Source organism: Sulfitobacter sp. TMED3 (assembly GCF_002167505.1).
In the GTDB taxonomy this organism is placed as follows: domain Bacteria; phylum Pseudomonadota; class Alphaproteobacteria; order Rhodobacterales; family Rhodobacteraceae; genus Sulfitobacter; species Sulfitobacter pontiacus.
Window position 1 is genome coordinate 81,403 of the sequence record NZ_NHBI01000006.1, and the last position, 17,577, is coordinate 98,979.

18 protein-coding genes and 1 pseudogene are annotated in these 17,577 nt (G+C 58.5%); 10 read left to right on the forward strand and 9 right to left on the reverse strand.

Annotated features, from left to right (window positions below):
- Positions 1-23: 23 nt before the first annotated feature.
- Positions 24-350: a BLUF domain-containing protein gene (locus tag CBB63_RS02750; protein ID WP_286698058.1), complete on the reverse strand. Its 327-nt coding sequence runs from the start codon at positions 348-350 to the stop codon at positions 24-26.
- 201 nt (positions 351-551) lie between these two features.
- On the opposite strand from CBB63_RS02750, the gene CBB63_RS02755 reads away from it, so the two are divergent.
- The 6 genes from CBB63_RS02755 to CBB63_RS02780 all read left to right on the forward strand — a co-directional run bounded on the left by CBB63_RS02755 (position 552) and on the right by CBB63_RS02780 (position 5,942).
- Positions 552-1,925 carry an MFS transporter gene (locus tag CBB63_RS02755; RefSeq protein WP_286698059.1) on the forward strand — a complete coding sequence of 458 codons (1,374 nt, stop codon included), beginning with the start codon at positions 552-554 and terminating at the stop codon, positions 1,923-1,925.
- Positions 1,922-2,857, forward strand: coding sequence for a penicillin-insensitive murein endopeptidase (mepA, locus tag CBB63_RS02760; protein ID WP_009825581.1), 936 nt, complete (start codon positions 1,922-1,924; stop codon positions 2,855-2,857). Before CBB63_RS02755 ends, mepA begins: the two co-directional genes overlap by 4 nt.
- Positions 2,830-3,726, forward strand: coding sequence for an esterase-like activity of phytase family protein (locus tag CBB63_RS02765; RefSeq protein WP_502695846.1), 897 nt, complete (start codon positions 2,830-2,832; stop codon positions 3,724-3,726). Before mepA ends, CBB63_RS02765 begins: the two co-directional genes overlap by 28 nt.
- 92 nt (positions 3,727-3,818) lie before the next feature.
- On the forward strand, positions 3,819-4,439 hold the full coding sequence (locus CBB63_RS02770; RefSeq protein WP_286698061.1) for a queuosine precursor transporter: 621 nt from the start codon (positions 3,819-3,821) through the stop codon (positions 4,437-4,439).
- Between the two features lie 332 nt (positions 4,440-4,771).
- Positions 4,772-5,194 (forward strand): alternative ribosome rescue aminoacyl-tRNA hydrolase ArfB, encoded by a 423-nt coding sequence (arfB, locus tag CBB63_RS02775; protein ID WP_286698062.1) that lies wholly within the window; start codon positions 4,772-4,774, stop codon positions 5,192-5,194.
- 202 nt (positions 5,195-5,396) lie between these two features.
- Entirely contained in the window at positions 5,397-5,942 is a 546-nt protein-coding gene (locus CBB63_RS02780; RefSeq protein ID WP_286698063.1) for a nicotinate phosphoribosyltransferase, read from the forward strand.
- 87 nt (positions 5,943-6,029) lie between these two features.
- Here CBB63_RS02780 and pncB read toward each other — a convergent pair whose 3' ends face one another.
- Positions 6,030-7,322: a nicotinate phosphoribosyltransferase gene (gene pncB, locus CBB63_RS02785; RefSeq protein ID WP_009825586.1), complete on the reverse strand. Its 1,293-nt coding sequence runs from the start codon at positions 7,320-7,322 to the stop codon at positions 6,030-6,032.
- Positions 7,323-7,447: 125 nt separating this feature from the next.
- Here pncB and CBB63_RS02790 point away from each other — a divergent pair, with 125 nt between their 5' ends.
- A complete protein-coding gene (locus tag CBB63_RS02790; RefSeq protein ID WP_286698064.1) occupies positions 7,448-8,107 on the forward strand; it encodes a MarC family protein in 660 nt (219 codons plus the stop codon).
- On the opposite strand, the gene pncA is transcribed toward CBB63_RS02790, so the two are convergent.
- Positions 8,094-8,690, reverse strand: a complete 597-nt coding sequence (gene pncA / locus CBB63_RS02795) for a bifunctional nicotinamidase/pyrazinamidase (RefSeq protein WP_286698065.1) — start codon at positions 8,688-8,690, stop codon at positions 8,094-8,096. The two genes, CBB63_RS02790 and pncA, sit on opposite strands and share 14 nt — an antisense overlap.
- A 102-nt stretch (positions 8,691-8,792) precedes the next feature.
- On the opposite strand from pncA, the gene trhO reads away from it, so the two are divergent.
- Positions 8,793-9,692 (forward strand): oxygen-dependent tRNA uridine(34) hydroxylase TrhO, encoded by a 900-nt coding sequence (gene trhO / locus CBB63_RS02800; RefSeq protein ID WP_286698066.1) that lies wholly within the window; start codon positions 8,793-8,795, stop codon positions 9,690-9,692.
- Between the two features lie 47 nt (positions 9,693-9,739).
- On the opposite strand, the gene CBB63_RS02805 is transcribed toward trhO, so the two are convergent.
- The 6 genes from CBB63_RS02805 to CBB63_RS02830 form a co-directional block, all read right to left on the reverse strand.
- The gene (locus CBB63_RS02805; RefSeq protein ID WP_009825590.1) at positions 9,740-11,059 is read right to left on the reverse strand and encodes a UDP-glucose dehydrogenase family protein; all 1,320 of its coding nucleotides are present in this window, start codon (positions 11,057-11,059) and stop codon (positions 9,740-9,742) included.
- A 60-nt stretch (positions 11,060-11,119) separates the two neighbouring features.
- A complete protein-coding gene (locus CBB63_RS02810) occupies positions 11,120-12,448 on the reverse strand; it encodes an NAD(P)/FAD-dependent oxidoreductase (RefSeq protein WP_286698067.1) in 1,329 nt (442 codons plus the stop codon).
- A gap of 12 nt (positions 12,449-12,460) precedes the next feature.
- Positions 12,461-13,282, reverse strand: a complete 822-nt coding sequence (locus tag CBB63_RS02815) for an ABC transporter permease (protein ID WP_005850514.1) — start codon at positions 13,280-13,282, stop codon at positions 12,461-12,463.
- Complete coding sequence (locus CBB63_RS02820; protein ID WP_037942582.1) at positions 13,279-14,154, reverse strand: ABC transporter permease subunit; 876 nt, start codon at positions 14,152-14,154, stop codon at positions 13,279-13,281. Before CBB63_RS02820 ends, CBB63_RS02815 begins: the two co-directional genes overlap by 4 nt.
- A gap of 2 nt (positions 14,155-14,156) precedes the next feature.
- Positions 14,157-15,284: an ABC transporter ATP-binding protein gene (locus CBB63_RS02825; RefSeq protein WP_064217298.1), complete on the reverse strand. Its 1,128-nt coding sequence runs from the start codon at positions 15,282-15,284 to the stop codon at positions 14,157-14,159.
- A gap of 92 nt (positions 15,285-15,376) precedes the next feature.
- Positions 15,377-16,462, reverse strand: a complete 1,086-nt coding sequence (locus tag CBB63_RS02830) for a polyamine ABC transporter substrate-binding protein (protein ID WP_286698068.1) — start codon at positions 16,460-16,462, stop codon at positions 15,377-15,379.
- Positions 16,463-16,608: 146 nt separating this feature from the next.
- On the opposite strand from CBB63_RS02830, the gene CBB63_RS02835 reads away from it, so the two are divergent.
- Both CBB63_RS02835 and CBB63_RS02840 read left to right on the forward strand, forming a co-directional pair.
- Positions 16,609-17,289 (forward strand): GntR family transcriptional regulator, encoded by a 681-nt coding sequence (locus CBB63_RS02835; protein ID WP_286698069.1) that lies wholly within the window; start codon positions 16,609-16,611, stop codon positions 17,287-17,289.
- A gap of 121 nt (positions 17,290-17,410) precedes the next feature.
- Positions 17,411-17,577 (forward strand): annotated as a pseudogene (locus CBB63_RS02840) (aspartate aminotransferase family protein); the annotation flags it as partial.

Consider the following 17,577-nt stretch of genomic DNA (forward strand, 5'->3'; position numbering starts at 1 on the left):
GCTCTTGGTAAAATCGCATCACATCACGCTTGCATCGCGTTGATGACGACAGAAAAATCCAGACTATCGACCTGAAGCATGGACCAATCGGCGAAATGCCGTGTCTCGATCGGCTTTTCATCGAGGATTTTGAAGCCGCTGTGACGACTGTCTTTCTGGATGTTTTCGATCAACTGGCGGATGGCGGCTTCTTCGCCCTCAAGCACCTGACAAAAGTTGCGTCCGTTGTAGGCCAAGGCACCGGTGACACCGTGTTTTTCATTCTCGCGCACAGCGACGGTAAATATGTCGGCAACATCCGTCTTAGAGACCGAAGGAACTGCGGTGCTGAAGTACAAAAGCCGGATCATCGACATACGGAGCCTCGTAAAATTATCCAAAACATTCTTAACGTTGGCACCCTGTGTAGGCAAAAAGGATTTGAAAAGCGACCCTTTTGAGATGTCTTATGACATACTTATGGGAAATTCACGCTAGCGTTGCGCCCAACACCGCTCTTGCGCCGCGTAGGGCTGCTGCACTACCGTCCGTCAAAACAGGAGAAAGCAGTCATGGCAGCCACGTCAGCGCGCAAGAAAATCTGGGGCTGGTATTTCTTTGACTGGGCCAGCCAACCCTATAACACGCTTCTTCTGACGTTTATTTTCGGCCCCTACTTCGCGCAAACAGCAACGGCAAATCTTGTGGATAGCGGCATGGCGCTGGATGCGGCCAAGGCGCAGGCACAGGCCTATTGGGGCTACGGGCTGACGGTTGCGGGGATCATGATCGCGATACTGGCCCCGACCCTTGGGGCGGTTGCTGATTCATCGGGCAAACGGATGCCGTGGATCTGGCTGTTTTCGGGGCTTTATGTGGTGGGATCAGGCGCGCTGTGGTGGACCGCGCCGCAAGATTTCTCGGTCCTGTGGGCGCTCTTCTTCTTTGGCATTGGCCTGATCGGGATGGAATTCGCGACAATTTTCACCAACTCCTATCTACCAGAGCTGCACCCCGACCCGGGAGAGCGCGGGCGGCTGTCGGGATCAGGCTGGGCTTTTGGCTATGTCGGCGGTGTTGTGGCGCTGATCGTGATGATCGCGCTGTTTCAGGCGGGTAGCAACGGGCGCACGATGGCGGGGCTGAGCCCGCTCTTCGGGCTGGACCCCGCGACCAAAGCCGATACGCGCATCGTCGGGCCGCTGACCGCGATCTGGTACGCGATCTTTATGATCCCCTTCTTTCTGTATGTGCGCGATACGCCGGTGACCGGCGCGGCGCGTTACCGCGTGGGGCAAGGGCTTTCTGACCTGTGGGTTACGCTGAAGAACCTACCGCGTCACCCGTCGCTGCTGGCCTATTTGGGGTCATCCATGTTTTACCGCGATGCGCTTAACGGAATGTACACATTCGGCGGGATATACGCGCTTGGCGTATTGAACTGGAGCATTATTGATATCGGCGTCTTCGGGATACTTGCCGCGATTTCAGGCGCGGTGTTCTGCTGGGTGGGCGGGCGTGTGGATCGTGCGATCGGGCCGATGCCTGTGATCGTAACATGCTGTCTGATCCTGATTGCAATGGCCGTGCTGATCATCTCGCTGACGCCCAACTCGATTATGGGCATCACGCTGGCCGAAGGTTCCTCCGCGCCCGACATCGCCTTTTACATCGCCGGTGCGTTGATCGGTGCGGCGGGCGGGGCGCTGCAGGCATCGTCGCGCAATATGCTGACCCGTCAGGGCAACCCCGACCGCATGACAGAGGCGTTTGGCCTTTACGCGCTGTCGGGCAAAGCGACCTCGTTTCTGGCCCCTGCCCTGATCGCCATCGCAAGCGACGTATCCGGCAGCCAGCGGATCGGGATCGCCCCTGTAGTAGGGCTGTTCATCATCGGCCTGGTTCTGTTAGTCTGGGTGAAACCGAACGGAGATTTCGCGAAATGATCCTGACACGAATCCTCACATGTACCGCGCTGGCCCTTACGCTGGCGGCTTGCGGCGGGTCACCGTCCAAGCCGAATGCGGAAGCGTCCAAAATCCTGCCGACCATCGGGTCGTCGGGGGGCGCGCGCAGCAACATTCAGGCCAAGAAGCTTTTTGGCGCGAAAGCCGACGGGTCACGGCAGTCTTCCGCCGCTTACGGCAGCTATTCAAAGGGCTGTGTCGCGGGGGCACAACAACTGGCGGAAACGGGGCCGACCTGGCAAGCGATGCGCCTGTCGCGCAACCGCAACTGGGGCCACCCAGAGATGATCGATTACATTAAAACGCTCAGCGCGAAGGCCGCGCAGCAACCCGGATGGGAAGGGCTGTATGTCGGCGATATCAGCCAGCCCCGTGGCGGCCCGATGCTGACAGGGCACGCCAGCCACCAGATGGGTCTGGACGCCGATTTCTGGATGCTTCCGCCCAAGTCGCTGTCGCTCAGCCGGGCAGAGCGTGAAAGTATTTCGTCTATTTCCATGCGGCGCACACGTGGAGCCTATGTGAACAGCAGTTGGACGCCGCAGCACCATCAGGTGCTCAAGGCCGCGGCATCTGATCCCCGCGTGGCGCGCATCTTTGTTTTCCCCGGGGCCAAGGTGCAGATGTGTGCCGATGAAAAGGGCGACCGCAGCTGGCTGCGCAAAATCCGCCCTTGGTACGGGCACCACTATCATTTCCACGTCCGGCTGAGCTGCCCCAAAGGGGCGACTGGCTGCGTCAACCAGGATCCGCCCCCTGCGGGCGACGGCTGCGCCGATGCGCGTCAGTGGCAGGCGAATATCCTGAACCCGCCCCCACCAAACCCCAATGCGCCCAAGCGCAAGCCAAAGCGCGAACTGCTGCTTGCTGACCTGCCAGCGCAATGCCAATCCGTGCTGGATTCGAACTAAGCTTGCTACAGATCCTTTTTGCCCTCGGCTTTGCCTCCGCTGCTTTTGCGGCGGGTGCAAATGGCCCTATCGCGCAGCATCAACAGTTGACGTGGGAGCATGACGCCCCCTGGTTCGGTGGCCTGTCCGGTGTCGAGATGCGCGCGGATGGCAAACAGCTTACCGCGATCAGCGACCGCGGGCGGATTATCGTGGCCGACCTGTCGCGCGACGCGCTTGGCACGCTGACGGGGATGGAGATCATCCATTCCGTCGCGCTGCGCGATAAGAACGGCGCGGTGATGGACAAACCCGAGGCCGACGCCGAAGGTCTGGCGATTGCGCCGGATGGCAGCATCTTTATCAGCTACGAGGGCGATCATCGCATCGCGCGTACCAACCTTGCCGANGGCACCCCNTTGCAGTTCATCGCCCCGCCCGAGGGCGCANTGCTGCGCGACAACGCCGGGTTTGAAGCTTTGGCGGTTGATGCAACGGGNGCGCTTTATGCCTTGCCCGAGGATAACCGNGGCGATCAGATCNCGCTGTACAAATACCAAGACGGCACGTGGCGCATCGCGNCCTACCTCGAAAATGACAGCCCCTTTGTCCCCGTGGGTGCGGATTTCGACGACGAAGGTCGGTTGTACCTGCTTGAGCGTACGGTCACCCCGCTGGGGTTTCGCACNCGCCTGCGGCGGATCGAACTCTCNGGGGNTCAGGCCAGCGCGGTGACGCTGCTGCAAACCCTGCCCGCGCGATATGACAATCTAGAGGCGCTGACCGTTTGGCGCGACGCCATCGGGCGCACGCGGGTGATGATGATATCGGACGATAACTTCCTCTCCGTGCAGGAAACCCAGGTGATCGAGCTGACGATTACGCAATAGCTTGCGCGGGTGCCCCGCCTTCCCTACAACGCATGACGTCTGCGATCCCCGCAGGCCAAGTCGCCGCACCCTTGCAAAAAACGGTTTCAAATATGACACGCACCTACCTTCCCGGCATTCTTGCCATGGCTGCCATCGTTGTGGCCTCCAACATTCTTGTTCAGTTCCTCTTTGGCCAATGGCTGACCTGGGGCGCGTTCACCTATCCGCTGGCGTTTCTGGTCACCGATGTGATGAACCGCGTCTACGGCAAGGACGCCGCGCGCCGTGTCGTGCTGGTAGGCTTTGTCGTCGGGCTGGTCTGTTCGCTGATCGGGACACAGATCATGGGCGAATTCGGGCCGCTGGTGACCCTNCGCATCGCGATCGGGTCCGGTGTGGCATTCCTNGTGGCGCAATTGGTCGATGTCGCGATCTTCTCTGCGCTGCGCGATGGCACGTGGTGGCGTGCGCCTTTGGCCAGCACGCTGGTCAGCAGCACGCTTGATACGNTGCTGTTTTTCTCGATCTCATTTTCTGGTGCCCTGTCGTTCCTGCATCCTGCAACCGATGTGTCCTGGGCGGCCGAAATGTTGCCATTGCTCGGCAGCGGCCCGCTCGCGCCGCTTTGGGTATCGCTGGCCGTTGCAGACTGGTCTGTGAAACTCGGGATTGCGCTGATTGCNCTGATCCCCTTCCGCATCATCACTGCACAACTTTTGACCCGCAGTTGATAGGCACCCTTTTGTGAACCGTGACGGGTGCAGAAAACGTTTTGCGTTTTCAGATTACTGTGCCAGTCTTCAAGTGAGTTCAACAAATGTAAAGGAGGTGATCCAGTGTCAAGAACGGTATTGGAGCGAGGTGTCGGAACAGCTTGGGAGGTATCCCGTTAGGGCAGCCCCTGACGGTTGAAACAACCCGGNTGGATCGCCGATCTAACCGATNCCACCTCCTTAAACCATTCGATTGGGCCGCTCCGCACCGGGGCGGCCCTTTTCGTATCTGGGCGTTNCCCTTTCCCTTGGGTCTGCGCGATGCGATAGTCGCNATGAAGGAGNGTTTGATGCTGCGGATCACGGACGAGATTGCCATTCAGGACTGGGAGCTGACGGAAAGCTTCATGCGTGCCTCCGGGCCCGGCGGTCAGAATGTGAACAAGGTCTCAAGCGCCGTGGAACTGCGGTTCGAGGCCGCGACCTCCCCTTCTATTCCGACGCCGGTCAAAAACCGTCTGCGCAGACTGGCGGGCCGTCGTTGGACGACCGAGGGCGCGTTGGTGCTGCAATGTGACGAAACCCGAAGTCAGGTCCGCAACCGCGAGATTATCCGCGAGCGCCTGAAGGAACTGATCACCGCCGCGTTGAAGCCGCCCAAAAAGCGTATCCCGACACGCCCCACGCTCGGTTCGAAGAAACGCCGGCTGAAGGCGAAAAAGACGCGGGGCGAGGTGAAGGCGNTGCGCGGGCNGGTNGATCCGCCGGAATAGCCTGCCGCGGGGCCTGCCCTGCGCCGCCGTTCCATCACTTCTATAGCAGCCCCCCTATCTCGCCGTTTTTTGCCTGTATGCGCCCCCGATCGGCAAATCGCCGCCAGAGGGACGAATCCGCGCCGGAACGGATCGCCGCGGCCCCGTGTTCCCCTCGCAGACATACAAGCGATGTCTGGTAGTAAATCTAAGGAGAACTCAGATGAAACTTACGACCACAACACTGATCGCGACCCTGATGGCCACCGGCGTTTCCACCGCAGCGATGGCGCAAACCTCTGTTGATGGTGCCGTTGGCGGCGCAGCAGACGTAGGCTCGGGCATCAGCGCTGACGTTGGCGCATCCGGTTCACTATCCACCGATTCCACACTAAATCAAGCCAAGGGTGCCGTGACCGACGCCGGCGACACCGCGCAGGAAAACTATGGTCAGTTGATCCAGGAACTGCGCGCCGGTGCCGAAACCGACACGCAGACCCAAGCAGAAATTGACGCGTTCGATGCCGACGCCAAGCTGGACGTCGTAACCGTGTCGGAGCTGAAGGCATCCAAACAGGGGACCACAACCGCGCTGGACGACGCGCTGGACGCACAGGCCGAGGCCGTTGATGACATGCGCGCCTCTGTTGACGCCAATGCCGACCTGAGCGCAGAGCTGGAAGCCGAAGGCTTCACCTCGGAAGAGGTCGTGGCCGTGCGCGGTAACGGTATGGGCGGTCTGACCCTGATCGTCGACGACCGCGGCTAAGCGATTTGCAGTTATGCCCCGCACCCCACGCAGGCGGCATAAAGCAGAGGGGCCGGTGGGAAACCACTGGCCCCTTTTGCCGTCGGATCAGACGATAACTTTCTGAGCCGCCTGATCGCCGACGCCAAAGACACGTTTGTAACGGTCGATCTCTGACTGCGGGCCCATTGCTTTGTTAGGGTTATCCGACAGTTTCACCGTCGGGCTGCCGTTCGCCTTGACCGCTTTGCACACCAACGAAAACGGGGCGAGCGCGTCGTCAGGCACCAGCCCGCGGAAATCATTTGTCAGCAAGGTGCCCCACCCAAAGGAGGCTTTGACCTTGCCCGCGAACTGTTGATGCAGTTCCTTGATCTTGGCGACATCCAGACCGTCGCTGAAAATAACCCGCTTTTCACTGGGGTCTTCACCGCGGGACTTCCACCAGTCGATCGCGGTCTGTGCCGCCACCGCCGGATCACCACTGTCGACGCGGATGCCGGTCCAGCCCGCCAGCCAGTCGGGCGCGTTATCCAGAAAGCCTTTCGTGCCGTAAGTATCAGGCAGAATGATACGCAGGTTGCCTTCGTGTTCATCGTGCCAGTCTTGCAGAACGTCATAGGGCGCTTGCGCAAGTGCGGCGTCGTCCTTGGCCAATGCGGCATAGACCATCGGCAGTTCATGCGCGTTGGTGCCGATCGCCTCTACCTCTCGGCTCATGGCGATTTTGCAGTTTGACGTACCGGTAAAGGCGTCGCCCAGGCCTTCCTGCATGGCCTGCACACACCAATCCTGCCACAGGAACGAATGGCGGCGACGGGTGCCGAAATCGGCGATGGACAGATCGGGGATTTCCCGCAGGGCTTCGATCTTTTCCCAGACACGGGTCATGCCGCGCGCATAGAGCACCTGCAGTTCGAACCGGCCCATACGGTCCAGCACGGCGCGGCTGCGCAGCTCCATCAAGACGGCGAGGGCGGGGATCTCCCACAGCATGACTTCGGGCCACGACCCTTCGAATGTCAGCTCGTATTGGTCGCCCTTACGCTCAAGATGATAGGGCGGCAGGCGCAGNCCCTCGAACCACTCCATGAAGTCGGGGCGGAACATCTGACGCTTGCCGTAAAAAGTATTCCCACGCAGCCAAGTGCTTTCCCCGCGGCTGAGTGACAGCGACCGGATGTGATCAAGCTGTTCGCGCAGCTCGCCTTCGTCAATGAGATCGGCCAGCGGGATATGCTTGGAACGGTTGATCAGGCTGAATGTGACCTGTGTTTCCGGCTTGTTGCGAAAAACCGACTGGCACATCAACAGCTTATAGAAATCCGTATCGATCAGGGACCGCACGATAGGGTCGATCTTCCACTTGTGGTTCCAGACGCGGCTTGCAATGTCGACCATGTTCAAAGCTCCCTTAGGCGGTGTGTTTGTGGCCCATCCATCTTGTACGGGCAAGGGAATTGCCGCTGACACAGTGCAAAACCTGTGGTAATCCACCGACTTAACCCCCTAAGGAGCGCTGCTAGATGCTGGAATGGCCCAATCTCTTGCGAGAGTTGATTACCTTGTTTGTCGTGATCGACCCTATTGGCAGCCTTCCCGTCTTTCTTTTCGCGACAGCCAACGTCCCGCAACACCTGCACAAAAGCTTTGCGATGCGGGCCGTACTGGTGGCCGGTCTGGTCTTGCTTGGGTTCCTCGTNGGCGGGCAATATCTGCTTGAGAACCTTGGGCTGCGGCTAGGGTCGTTTCAGGTCGCGGGCGGGATTATCCTGTTNCTNTTCGCGCTCAGNATGATNTTCGGCGACCCGAAACCGACACAGGAAATCGAGGCGGCAGAGCGGGATCATCTCGCCGGTGCGGTCTTTCCGCTCGCCATGCCGTCTATCGCCTCTCCGGGGGCGATGCTGGCGATTGTAATCCTGACGGACAACCACACCAACCAGATATCAGACCAGCTGGTCACGGCGGGCCTGCTGGTNGTCGTGCTGCTGTTCACGCTTGTGCTTTTGTTGCTCGCAGGGCGGATCGGTCACCTGATGGGGACCACGGGCGCCAGCGTGATCAGCCGCGTCATGGGGATCATTCTGGCGACCGTCGCGGTGGATGCCACGCTTNGCGGGCTGGATGCGCTGGATATCCTCAACATCGCCCCCGTCGAAGACGCCCCGCTTAGCGCAGAGTAACCCCCGCCGTCGTCATCGCCTCGCGCGCGGCAGAAAGCGACCCGTCCANATCGATCGCACGACACAGGTCCAAACGGACCTCGACATCAAAGCCCAGCTTCGCCGCGTCCACGGCGGAAAAGTTGACGCAGAAATCAAGCGCCAGCCCGACCATCGTCAGCGTGGTNATGCCNCGTGTCCGCAAATACCCTTCAAGNCCGGTAGGCGTCTTCTGGTCATTTTCGAAGAANGCAGAATAGCTGTCGATGGCGGGGTTNTACCCTTTACGAATGATCATGTCGGCACGGGTTTGATCCAGCCGCGGGTGGAACGCGGCCCCGTTGCTGCCTTGGACACAATGATCCGGCCACAGCACCTGCGCGCCATAGGGCATCTGCGTCACCTCGAACGGTGCCTTATCCGCATGGGACGACGCAAAGGAGGAATGGCCCGCCGGATGCCAGTCCTGCGTTAGAACCACCGCATCCACCTGCCCCATCAGCGCGTTGATCCCGTCGACGATNGCGTCGCCGTCTGTCACCGCAAGNGCTCCGCCGGGGCAGAAATCATTTTGCACATCAATCACGATCAGGGCNTGGGTCATATCGGGTTCCTCATAGGCCAGCTTGTGCCANGGGACATAGCACGGCGGGTGCGGCACGGCACCCCCTTGCCTGAACCGCCGCATGGGCGTATCTCAGCGCGCATGTATACCATTGCCGCCCTCTATCATTTCAGCCGTTTTGACGCGCCTGACGCCCTGCGCCCGCCGTTGATTGCGCTTTGTGCGCAACATGACGTCAAAGGCACGCTGCTTGTCGCNGCCGAAGGCATCAACGGCACCATCGCCGGNCCCCGTGCGGGGATAGACGCGGTCATCGCGCATATCCGTGCCCTGCCCGGCTGNACCGATCTTGAGTGGAAGGAAAGCACCGCCACNACGCCGCCCTTCGGCAANATGAAGGTCCGCCTGAAGCGCGAGATCGTGACCATGGGTCAGCNCGATGTCGATCCGCTGGCCAAGGTTGGGCATTACGTCGATCCCGCCGACTGGAACGATCTGATCGGCCGCGACGATGTTGCCGTGATCGACACGCGCAATGATTATGAGGTCGCGATCGGCACCTTCGACGGGGCCATCGACCCGGAAACCCAGAGCTTTGGCGAATTCCCCGCCTGGTGGGAGGCGAATAAGGACCGGTTCCACAACAAGAAAATCGCGATGTTCTGCACCGGCGGTATCCGGTGTGAGAAATCGACGAACTACCTGATCGGCCAAGGGGTGGAGGACGTGTTCCACCTCAAGGGGGGCATCCTCAAGTACCTTGAAGACGTCCCCGAAGAGCAAAGCAGCTGGAAAGGCGATTGCTTTGTCTTTGATAACCGGGTCAGCGTTGGTCACGGATTGAAAGAAGGGCCGCATATGCTGTGCCACGGCTGCCGTCGCCCGATCCTGCCCGAAGATACCGCAAAGCCCGGATACGAGGCCGGCGTCAGCTGCCCGCAGTGCGTCGGCGAAACCTCTGACGCGGATAAGGCGCGGTTCCGTGAGCGCCAGCGGCAGATGACGCTTGCCAAAGCACGCGGCGAAACCCACCGCAGCTGATCACGCTGTCGGCCCGCCCTGTTCCAAGCGCGGGCCTGTGGCGCAGGTTAAGCCCCGAACCCTTCGCGCCCGATAGAGACATAGGCCGAGAAACCGGCGCGTTTGGCATCTTTCGGGCTGTAGATATTGCGCAGATCTGCCATCGCAGGGGTCGCCATGCGCTTGGCCATCCGCTTGAGGTCCAGCGCGCGGAATTCGTTCCACTCCGTCAGAATGACCAGCGCATCCGCATTTTGCGCGGCCTTATAGGCATCCTCCAGCCACGACACGCCCGGCAGCAAGGCTTCGCCCTCGCGTTTGCCCTGCGGATCAACCACACGCACCTTGGCCCCGTTGCCCACCAGCGATGGCACAATCGTCAAGCTGGGAGAGTCGCGCATATCGTCGGTGTTGGGCTTGAACGTTACCCCCAGCACCGCGATGGTCTTGCCGTTTACCGACCCGCCACAGATGTCGACCACCTTGTCGATCATCCGGCGTTTGACCTCGTCGTTCACCTTGATCACGGTTTCGGTCAACTGCATCGGCACCGAATGATCCTGCCCCATCCGCGCCAAGGCCTGCGTGTCTTTCGGGAAGCAGCTACCGCCATAGCCCGGGCCCGCATGCAGAAACTTGGACCCGATCCGGTTATCCAGCCCCATGCCTTTCGACACCATTTTCACATCCGCACCAGTGCGTTCACACAGCGCCGCGATTTCATTGATAAAGGTAATCTTGGTCGCCAAAAACGCGTTGGCGGCGTATTTGATCATCTCTGCGCTTTCCAGATCCGTCGACATGATCGAAAACTCGCGCAGCGAGAGCGGGCGGTAGATGTCCTTCATCACCTGTTCGGCGCGTTCATTCTGCGTGCCTACAACCACGCGGTCGGGGCGCATAAAGTCGTCAATCGCGGCCCCTTCACGCAGGAATTCCGGGTTCGAGGCAACGTCGAATTCGGCCTTAGGATTGGCTTTAGCGACGACCTGTTTGACCTGACGGTTGGTGCCCACAGGCACAGTCGATTTGGTGACGATCACCGCATACCCCGTCAGGACAGAGGCGATCTCTTCTGCGGCGGCCATGACATAGGTCAGATCCGCATGGCCATCCCCGCGCCGGGTCGGTGTCCCAACCGCGATAAACACGGCATCCGCACCATCCACTGCACTGGCAAGGTCCCCTGTGAAAGACAGACGACCCGCTGCAACGTTCTTGGCCATCAAATCATCAAGGCCGGGTTCGTAGATCGGGACGATGCCCTTTTCCAACTTCTCGATTTTAGACGGGTCTTTGTCGACACAGACAACTTCATGTCCGAAATCCGAGAAACAAACACCCGAGACCAAACCGACATAGCCGGTGCCAATCATCGCAATCTTCATGAAACTTTATCCTAAATCAATTTGACAGTCAGCAAGCCAAGCCAGCCGGTGCACCCACATCTAGTGATCTGACAGCGCAAAACCAAGATAGGCAAATGGCATCAGAAGCCGACGCAAGCGCCCCAGTTCGAACTTTCGCAGCCGCTTTTGCATAACCTTAGGGTAGGGCCGGTCGATGGGTTTGCCCATCACCAGATCCGCGACCANCCCGCCCGAATAGCTGCCCATTGCAACACCATTCCCATGATAACAAAGACTTGCATAGACGGCACCGGGGTCAGGGAGCTTGCCGACAAAGGGCATTTGCGCGCGCGACAGACATACCATACCCGACCATTGGTAGGGTGTCTCAACGTCTTTCCACGCCGGGAAAAACTTTTCAAAATCGCGGCGCACACGCGCAATGGCGCGCGCCTCTGCCGCTTTGCCCGTCACCAAACCGCCGCGCATGCCGAACAACATCCGGCGGTCCGGCATCAGCCTGAAATAATGCAGCAAATTGCGCGTATCTGCGGACATATAATCGCTCTTCCACCCAGCGGCATCAAGCTCTGCCTCGGTCAGGGGGCGGGTCACAAGGACCGTCGACTGCGTGGGCATATAGCGCGCAGACAGCCCCGGCACCAAATCTTCCGACGAATACCCGTTCGTAGCGACAATCACCTTCTGTGCAAGCACCCTGCCCTTGGGCGTTCGAACGTCGTGACCCTGCGCCGCCTGCCGCACCTCGAGCGCAGGCGTACCATGGTAAATGACCGCACCCGCCTTTTCCGCCGCCGCAGCAAGGCCGGTCACGTATTTCCGCGGNTTCAGCGCAAAGCCCGCCGGAATATGCAGCGCCCCGTGGAACGGCCCTGAAAGCCCATGCGCCGCGAAATCCGCGGGATCAATAAGCCGCGCCTCCAGCCCGTAGTTTTCTCGCACCTCGCGGGCGCGCGTGCGAAAATCGTCCATATCCTTGGGCCGATGCGCCAGCTCGATCTCCCCGTCGGAGTGGCGGTCAACCTCGATCCCATGCCGCGTGATCAACGCGTCAACAAAGTTGATCGCCGCCAGCTCAGCCGCGCGAAAGCGCAACCGATCCTCGCGCCCCGCAAGCTTGTCCAGCGCGGCATCACTTAGCCGTCCGCCCCCAAGGCAGCAAAAGCCCCCGTTGCGGCCCGACGCGCCCCAGCCGACGTATCGGTTTTCCAGCACGACCGCAGAATATCCAGCCTCCGCAAGGCGCAACGCGGCAGAGAGCCCTGTAAAGCCGCCCCCCACAATCGCCACGTCACAGGGTACGTCACCTTCCAACACAGACCTGTCGGTAGCGGCGCAGGTTTGATCCCACCAACAATCTTCCCTAGGCGCATCTGTATAGGCAAAATCGTCAAAAATTCGTTCCATGCCGCCGCTCTTTCATGCCACGGCGCGTTCCGCCGCCTGCACATCGCGTTGCGCCTTGATCGCCTTGCGCTTCGACATCAGTGACGCCGTGATAACCCCGAAAGTCACGATACCGATCATGATGGTGGATAATGCGTTAATCTCGGGCGAGACGCCAAGACGCACCGCGCTCCAGATCTTGATCGGCAGGGTTGTGGAGGACGGGCCCGTGGTAAACGAAGCGATAACAAGGTCGTCCAGCGAGAGCGTAAACGCCAACAGCCACCCCGAAATGACAGCCGGCGCAATGATCGGCAAGGTCACCAAACGGAAGGCGTCGAAAGGCGAACACCCAAGGTCCAGCGCCGCTTCCTCCAGCGATCGGTCAAAAGTCACCAGCCGCGATGACACGACCACTGACACGTAGCACATCGAAAAGGTCGTGTGTGCCAGCACGATGGTCAGCGTCCCCCGGTCCAGCCCGATCCCGATAAACAGAAGCAACAGCGACAGGCCGGTAATCACCTCCGGCATGACCAGCGGCGCGTAGATCATACCCGAGAAGAGCGTACGCCCTGCAAACCGCCCCCCGCGCACAAGGATATATGCCGCCATCGTCCCCAACACCGTTGCCAGCGTAGAGGATGCCACCGCGACCTTCAGCGTTACCATAGCAGCATTCAGAAACGCCTCATTCTGAAGCAGCTCGCCGTACCATTTCGTCGAGAAACCGGCCCAGACAGTCACCAGTTTCGAACTGTTAAAACTGTAGATGACCAACAGGATCATCGGCAGATAAAGAAAAGCAAACCCGAGGGTGAGCGACGTAATATTGAACCAGCTTGCGCGTCTCATGACTCCACCTCGGCCTGACGTTGCTGGTTGCGTTGGAACAGAACGATTGGAACGATCAGTATCAGCAGCAGGATCACCGCCACCGCGCTCGCGACGGGCCAGTCGCGGTTGTTAAAGAACTCCTCGAACAAGACCTTGCCGATCATCAACGTCCCTGAACCGCCCAACAAAGACGGGATAACGAATTCGCCCAGCGCGGGGATAAAGACCAGGAAACACCCTGCAATGATCCCGTTGCGAGACAAAGGTATCGTGACCAACCAGAATGCCTTTAACCGTGAACATCCCAGATCTTCAGCGGCCTCGATCAAGGATTCGTCCAACCGATCCAGCGCGGCATAAATCGGTAGAATCATGAATGGCAGATAAGTGTAAACAATTCCTATATAGACCGCGGTCGTCGTGTTCATGATCGTCAAAGGCGTATCGATGATGCCCAACCACAGCAGGAATTGATTCAAAAGCCCCTCATTACTCAGAATACCGACCCATGCGTAAACGCGGATCAGGAAACTGGTCCAAAAGGGCAAGATCACCAGCATCATGAGGGTCGGACGCCATTCTTCGGGCGCGCGAGCCATGCCGTAGGCCATGGGGTAGCCCACCAAAACCGCTAAAACTGTAGATATTAACGCAATCTTCAAACTGCTTAGGTAAGCCTTCCAGTAGAGATCGTCCGACGCAAGAAAGGTAAAGTTTTCCAGATCGAATGCCGCGAACATCGCCCAGATCCCGTCCTTTGCCGTCGGGGAGTAAGGAGGAATCGACAAAGCCAGATCAGAGAGAGAAATTTTAAAAACAATGATGAAAGGAATGAGAAACAGCGCGAGCAACCAGGCATAGGGCACCGCGATAAGGAAAAAGCGACGCATATTCATCGCTCCAACAGGACGCCGGCGGTGGCGCTCCACGAAATCCAGACCTTATCCTCCCACGTGATCGTGCGGCGCGACAGCCGACGCGTGTTTGCGGTCTGCGCCTTGATCACTTGTCCACCCGCCAGCTGGACATGGTAGGTGCTGAGATTGCCAAGATATGCGATGTCCAGAACGGTGCCCTGAACAGCGTTCTTCATTTCTGTCGGCTTCTCGGTAGAAATGGCGATCTTTTCGGGTCGGATCGCAAGATGCGCTTCCTGCCCATCGCTAAAGGGGCGTTCTGATGCCGCAAGCAAGGGGGCCTCATTCGCGACCCAATCAAGGTGGTACATATTCTCGCCTGCGGGCTTCACCGTGCCAGAGATAATGTTCACGTCACCGATGAAGTCAGCGACGTAGACGGAATTAGGTGCTTCGTAGATACCTCCTGGCGTCGCGACCTGGATGATCTGCCCTTCGTCCATCACAGCCACGCGGCTCGCGACGGTCATCGCTTCCTCTTGGTCGTGGGTAACGATAACAAAGGTGGTCCCCGTGCTTTCCTGGATATCCATCAGTTCAAACTGGGTATCCTGACGCAGCTTTTTGTCCAGCGCGCCAAGCGGTTCGTCCAGTAGCAAAAGCTTCGGCGCTTTGGCGAGGGACCGCGCAAGCGCGACCCGTTGACGTTGCCCCCCCGAGATCTGGTGGGGTTTGCGTTTGGCAAATTTAGTAAGGCGCGTCAGCTTGAGCATCTCTTCAACGCGCGCGGCGATATCTGCCTTGGACATATCCCCTCGTTTCAACCCAAAGGCGATATTCTCCCAGACAGACAGATGTGGGAACAGGGCATAGGACTGAAACATCATGTTCACCGCCCGCTTGTTCGGCGGGATGCCCGCGATATTCTTACCCGCCAATTCGATCTTGCCCGCGCTTGGGTTTTCAAACCCGGCAAGCATGCGCATCATCGTTGTTTTACCGCAGCCCGAGGGCCCCAGCAGAGCAAAGAACTCGCTTTCATAAATACTCAAAGACAGATCATCGATCGCAACGAAATCGCCAAAACGCTTTGTCACATTCTCGAAGCGGATAAGCGGCTTTTCGTTCGGGTCATCCCACGGGGCGAAAACGGGTTGGCTCACTTTGATCTATCCTTTGCACAGCGTTTACCCCTCCGAATGGAAGGGTCCGGTTGATCGGGTCAAAACCGGTAAGGCTTTGACCCGATGCGATTTTAGATACCAGATTTGATCTTCGTCCACATACGCGTGACGACACGCTGTACCTTGGGTGAATATGAAGAAATGGTATACAGGTTTTCCAGCGTGGCTTCGTCTGGGTAAATCGCTGTGTCCCCGATTACGTCTTCGGCAAGGAACTCCTGGCTCGCCTTGTTGCCGTTCGCATAGTAGACGTAGTTCGACGCGGCGGCCATATTCTTTGCGTCCATCATGAAGTTCAAGAACTTATGTGCCCCATCCGGGTTTGGCGCATCCGCTGGAATAGCCATATTGTCGAACCACATCAGCGCCCCTTCTTTCGGCGCGTAATAGGCGATTTCGACACCGTTATCCGCCTCGGCCGCGCGGTCACGCGATTGCAGGATGTCACCCGACCAACCGAAGGCAACGCAGATATCACCGTTGGCCAGTGCGTTAATATACTCCGAGCTGTGGAACTTTTGAACGTGGGGGGCAACCGCCGTCAAAACAGGCTCTGCCTTCGCGATCACATCGGGGTCCTGGGTTTGGGGATCTTCGCCCAGAAACTTCAGCGCCGCGGGGATCATTTCTGTCGGAGCGTCAAGGAAATGCACGCCACATTCGGCCAGCTTTTCCATATTCTCGGGCTTGAATACGAGGTCAAGCGAATCGACAGGGGCATCTTCGCCCAGCACTTCCTTAACCTTGGTCATGTTCACGCCAAGCCCGGTGGTGCCCCACATATAGTTAACGGCATATTCATTACCGGGGTCGTATTTCGATACGCGGTCCTCGATCACGTCCCACATGTTGGTGATGTTCGGTAGCTTGTCTTTGTCGAGCTTCTGGAAAACCCCCGCCGTGATCTGGCGTTCAAGGAAGGTACCGGTCGGGACAACCACGTCATAGCCGGACCCGCCTGCAAGCATCTTGGTTTCAAGCACTTCGTTACTATCAAACACGTCATAGATCAGATCAATGCCGGTTTCTTTTTCAAATTTCCGCAACAGGTCTTCGTCGATGTAGTCGGACCAGTTATAGACCCGCACCTCTTCACCCAAGGCGCTGGTGGCGATCAATGCCGTTGCTGCGATTGAGCTGAGCAAGCTATATTTCATTGTCATCTCCCGTTGTGTAGGCTCAGTTGATCCGAACCTTTCGTCAATTTGATCAAGTTTTGCGTCATGCGACAAGATCATTTATAATTTTACGCAGGTGCATGCCGTGGTTCAAAATGTGGTTGAGTACAATTTAGGCAAATTTGATGAACGTAAATTCCACTGACCTTGCGTCGCAAAAGCCTTTGGAAAGCCCGGCCAAGGTGCCGGCCCATCAGCATGTCTATGAACGCGTGCGCAAGCTGATCCTGTTCGGCGATCTTGCCCCCGGTCAGGCGGTCACCATTCAAGGCCTTGCAGAAACCCTTGATGCGGGCATGACCCCGGTGCGCGAAGCGCTGCGACGTTTGATCGCCGAAGGCGCGCTGGTGCATCAGGGCAATCGGCGCGTATCGGTCCCTGTGCTGGACCTCGAAGGGGTTAACGAGCTGGAATTCATGCGAAAAACTCTTGAAGCAGAGCTTGCTCAACGTGCCACAAGCCGCATGTCAGAGACTGTTTTAAACGAGCTTGCACAGGTGGACGACGCGCTGAACCACGCGATTGATCGCGGGGATATCGGCGAATACCTGACCCAGAACTACCGCTTTCACACCATCGTCAACACCTGTGCCGAGGCCCCTATTCTGGCCGCCACCGTCGACCGTTTATGGCTGATGTTCGGCCCGTCGCTGCGCGTGGTCTGCGGTCGGTTTGGCACGTCGAACCTGCCGGATAAACATGCCGACTTGCTGGCAGCTTTTCGCGAAGGCGATGCGGCAAAGGCTGCGCAGGCCATGGCCGAGGATGTTTCTCAGGGCATGGTCCAGATTCGCGCCTCTCTTTGATTAAAATCTGATCGGCTGATAGCCGTTTATCATCACCACAGCAGAGCGATTCGATTGACTCTGCATAATTTGATCATATTCTGAGCCCAATCTTCCCTCCCCATTCCCAGAGGTGTTCTTTATGGCCCATATCACCAACCACATGCCCACCGCCGAGCTGCAAGCACTTGACGCCGCGCATCACATGCACCCGTTCACCACCAATGACGAACTTGCCGAGAAGGGCGCGCGGATTATCACCCGTGCCAAGGGCGTCTACCTGACCGACAGCGAGGGGAACGAGATCCT

Coding starts and splice junctions, on each gene's coding strand:
- CBB63_RS02750 (WP_286698058.1), bottom strand. CDS start 350: ATGATCCGGCTTTTGTACTTCAGCACCGCAGTTCCTTCGGTCTCTAAG.
- CBB63_RS02755 (WP_286698059.1), top strand. CDS start 552: ATGGCAGCCACGTCAGCGCGCAAGAAAATCTGGGGCTGGTATTTCTTT.
- mepA (WP_009825581.1), top strand. CDS start 1,922: ATGATCCTGACACGAATCCTCACATGTACCGCGCTGGCCCTTACGCTG.
- CBB63_RS02780 (WP_286698063.1), top strand. CDS start 5,397: ATGAAACTTACGACCACAACACTGATCGCGACCCTGATGGCCACCGGC.
- CBB63_RS02805 (WP_009825590.1), bottom strand. CDS start 11,059: ATGAAGATTGCGATGATTGGCACCGGCTATGTCGGTTTGGTCTCGGGT.
- CBB63_RS02815 (WP_005850514.1), bottom strand. CDS start 13,282: ATGAGACGCGCAAGCTGGTTCAATATTACGTCGCTCACCCTCGGGTTT.
- CBB63_RS02820 (WP_037942582.1), bottom strand. CDS start 14,154: ATGCGTCGCTTTTTCCTTATCGCGGTGCCCTATGCCTGGTTGCTCGCG.
- CBB63_RS02830 (WP_286698068.1), bottom strand. CDS start 16,462: ATGAAATATAGCTTGCTCAGCTCAATCGCAGCAACGGCATTGATCGCC.
- CBB63_RS02835 (WP_286698069.1), top strand. CDS start 16,609: ATGAACGTAAATTCCACTGACCTTGCGTCGCAAAAGCCTTTGGAAAGC.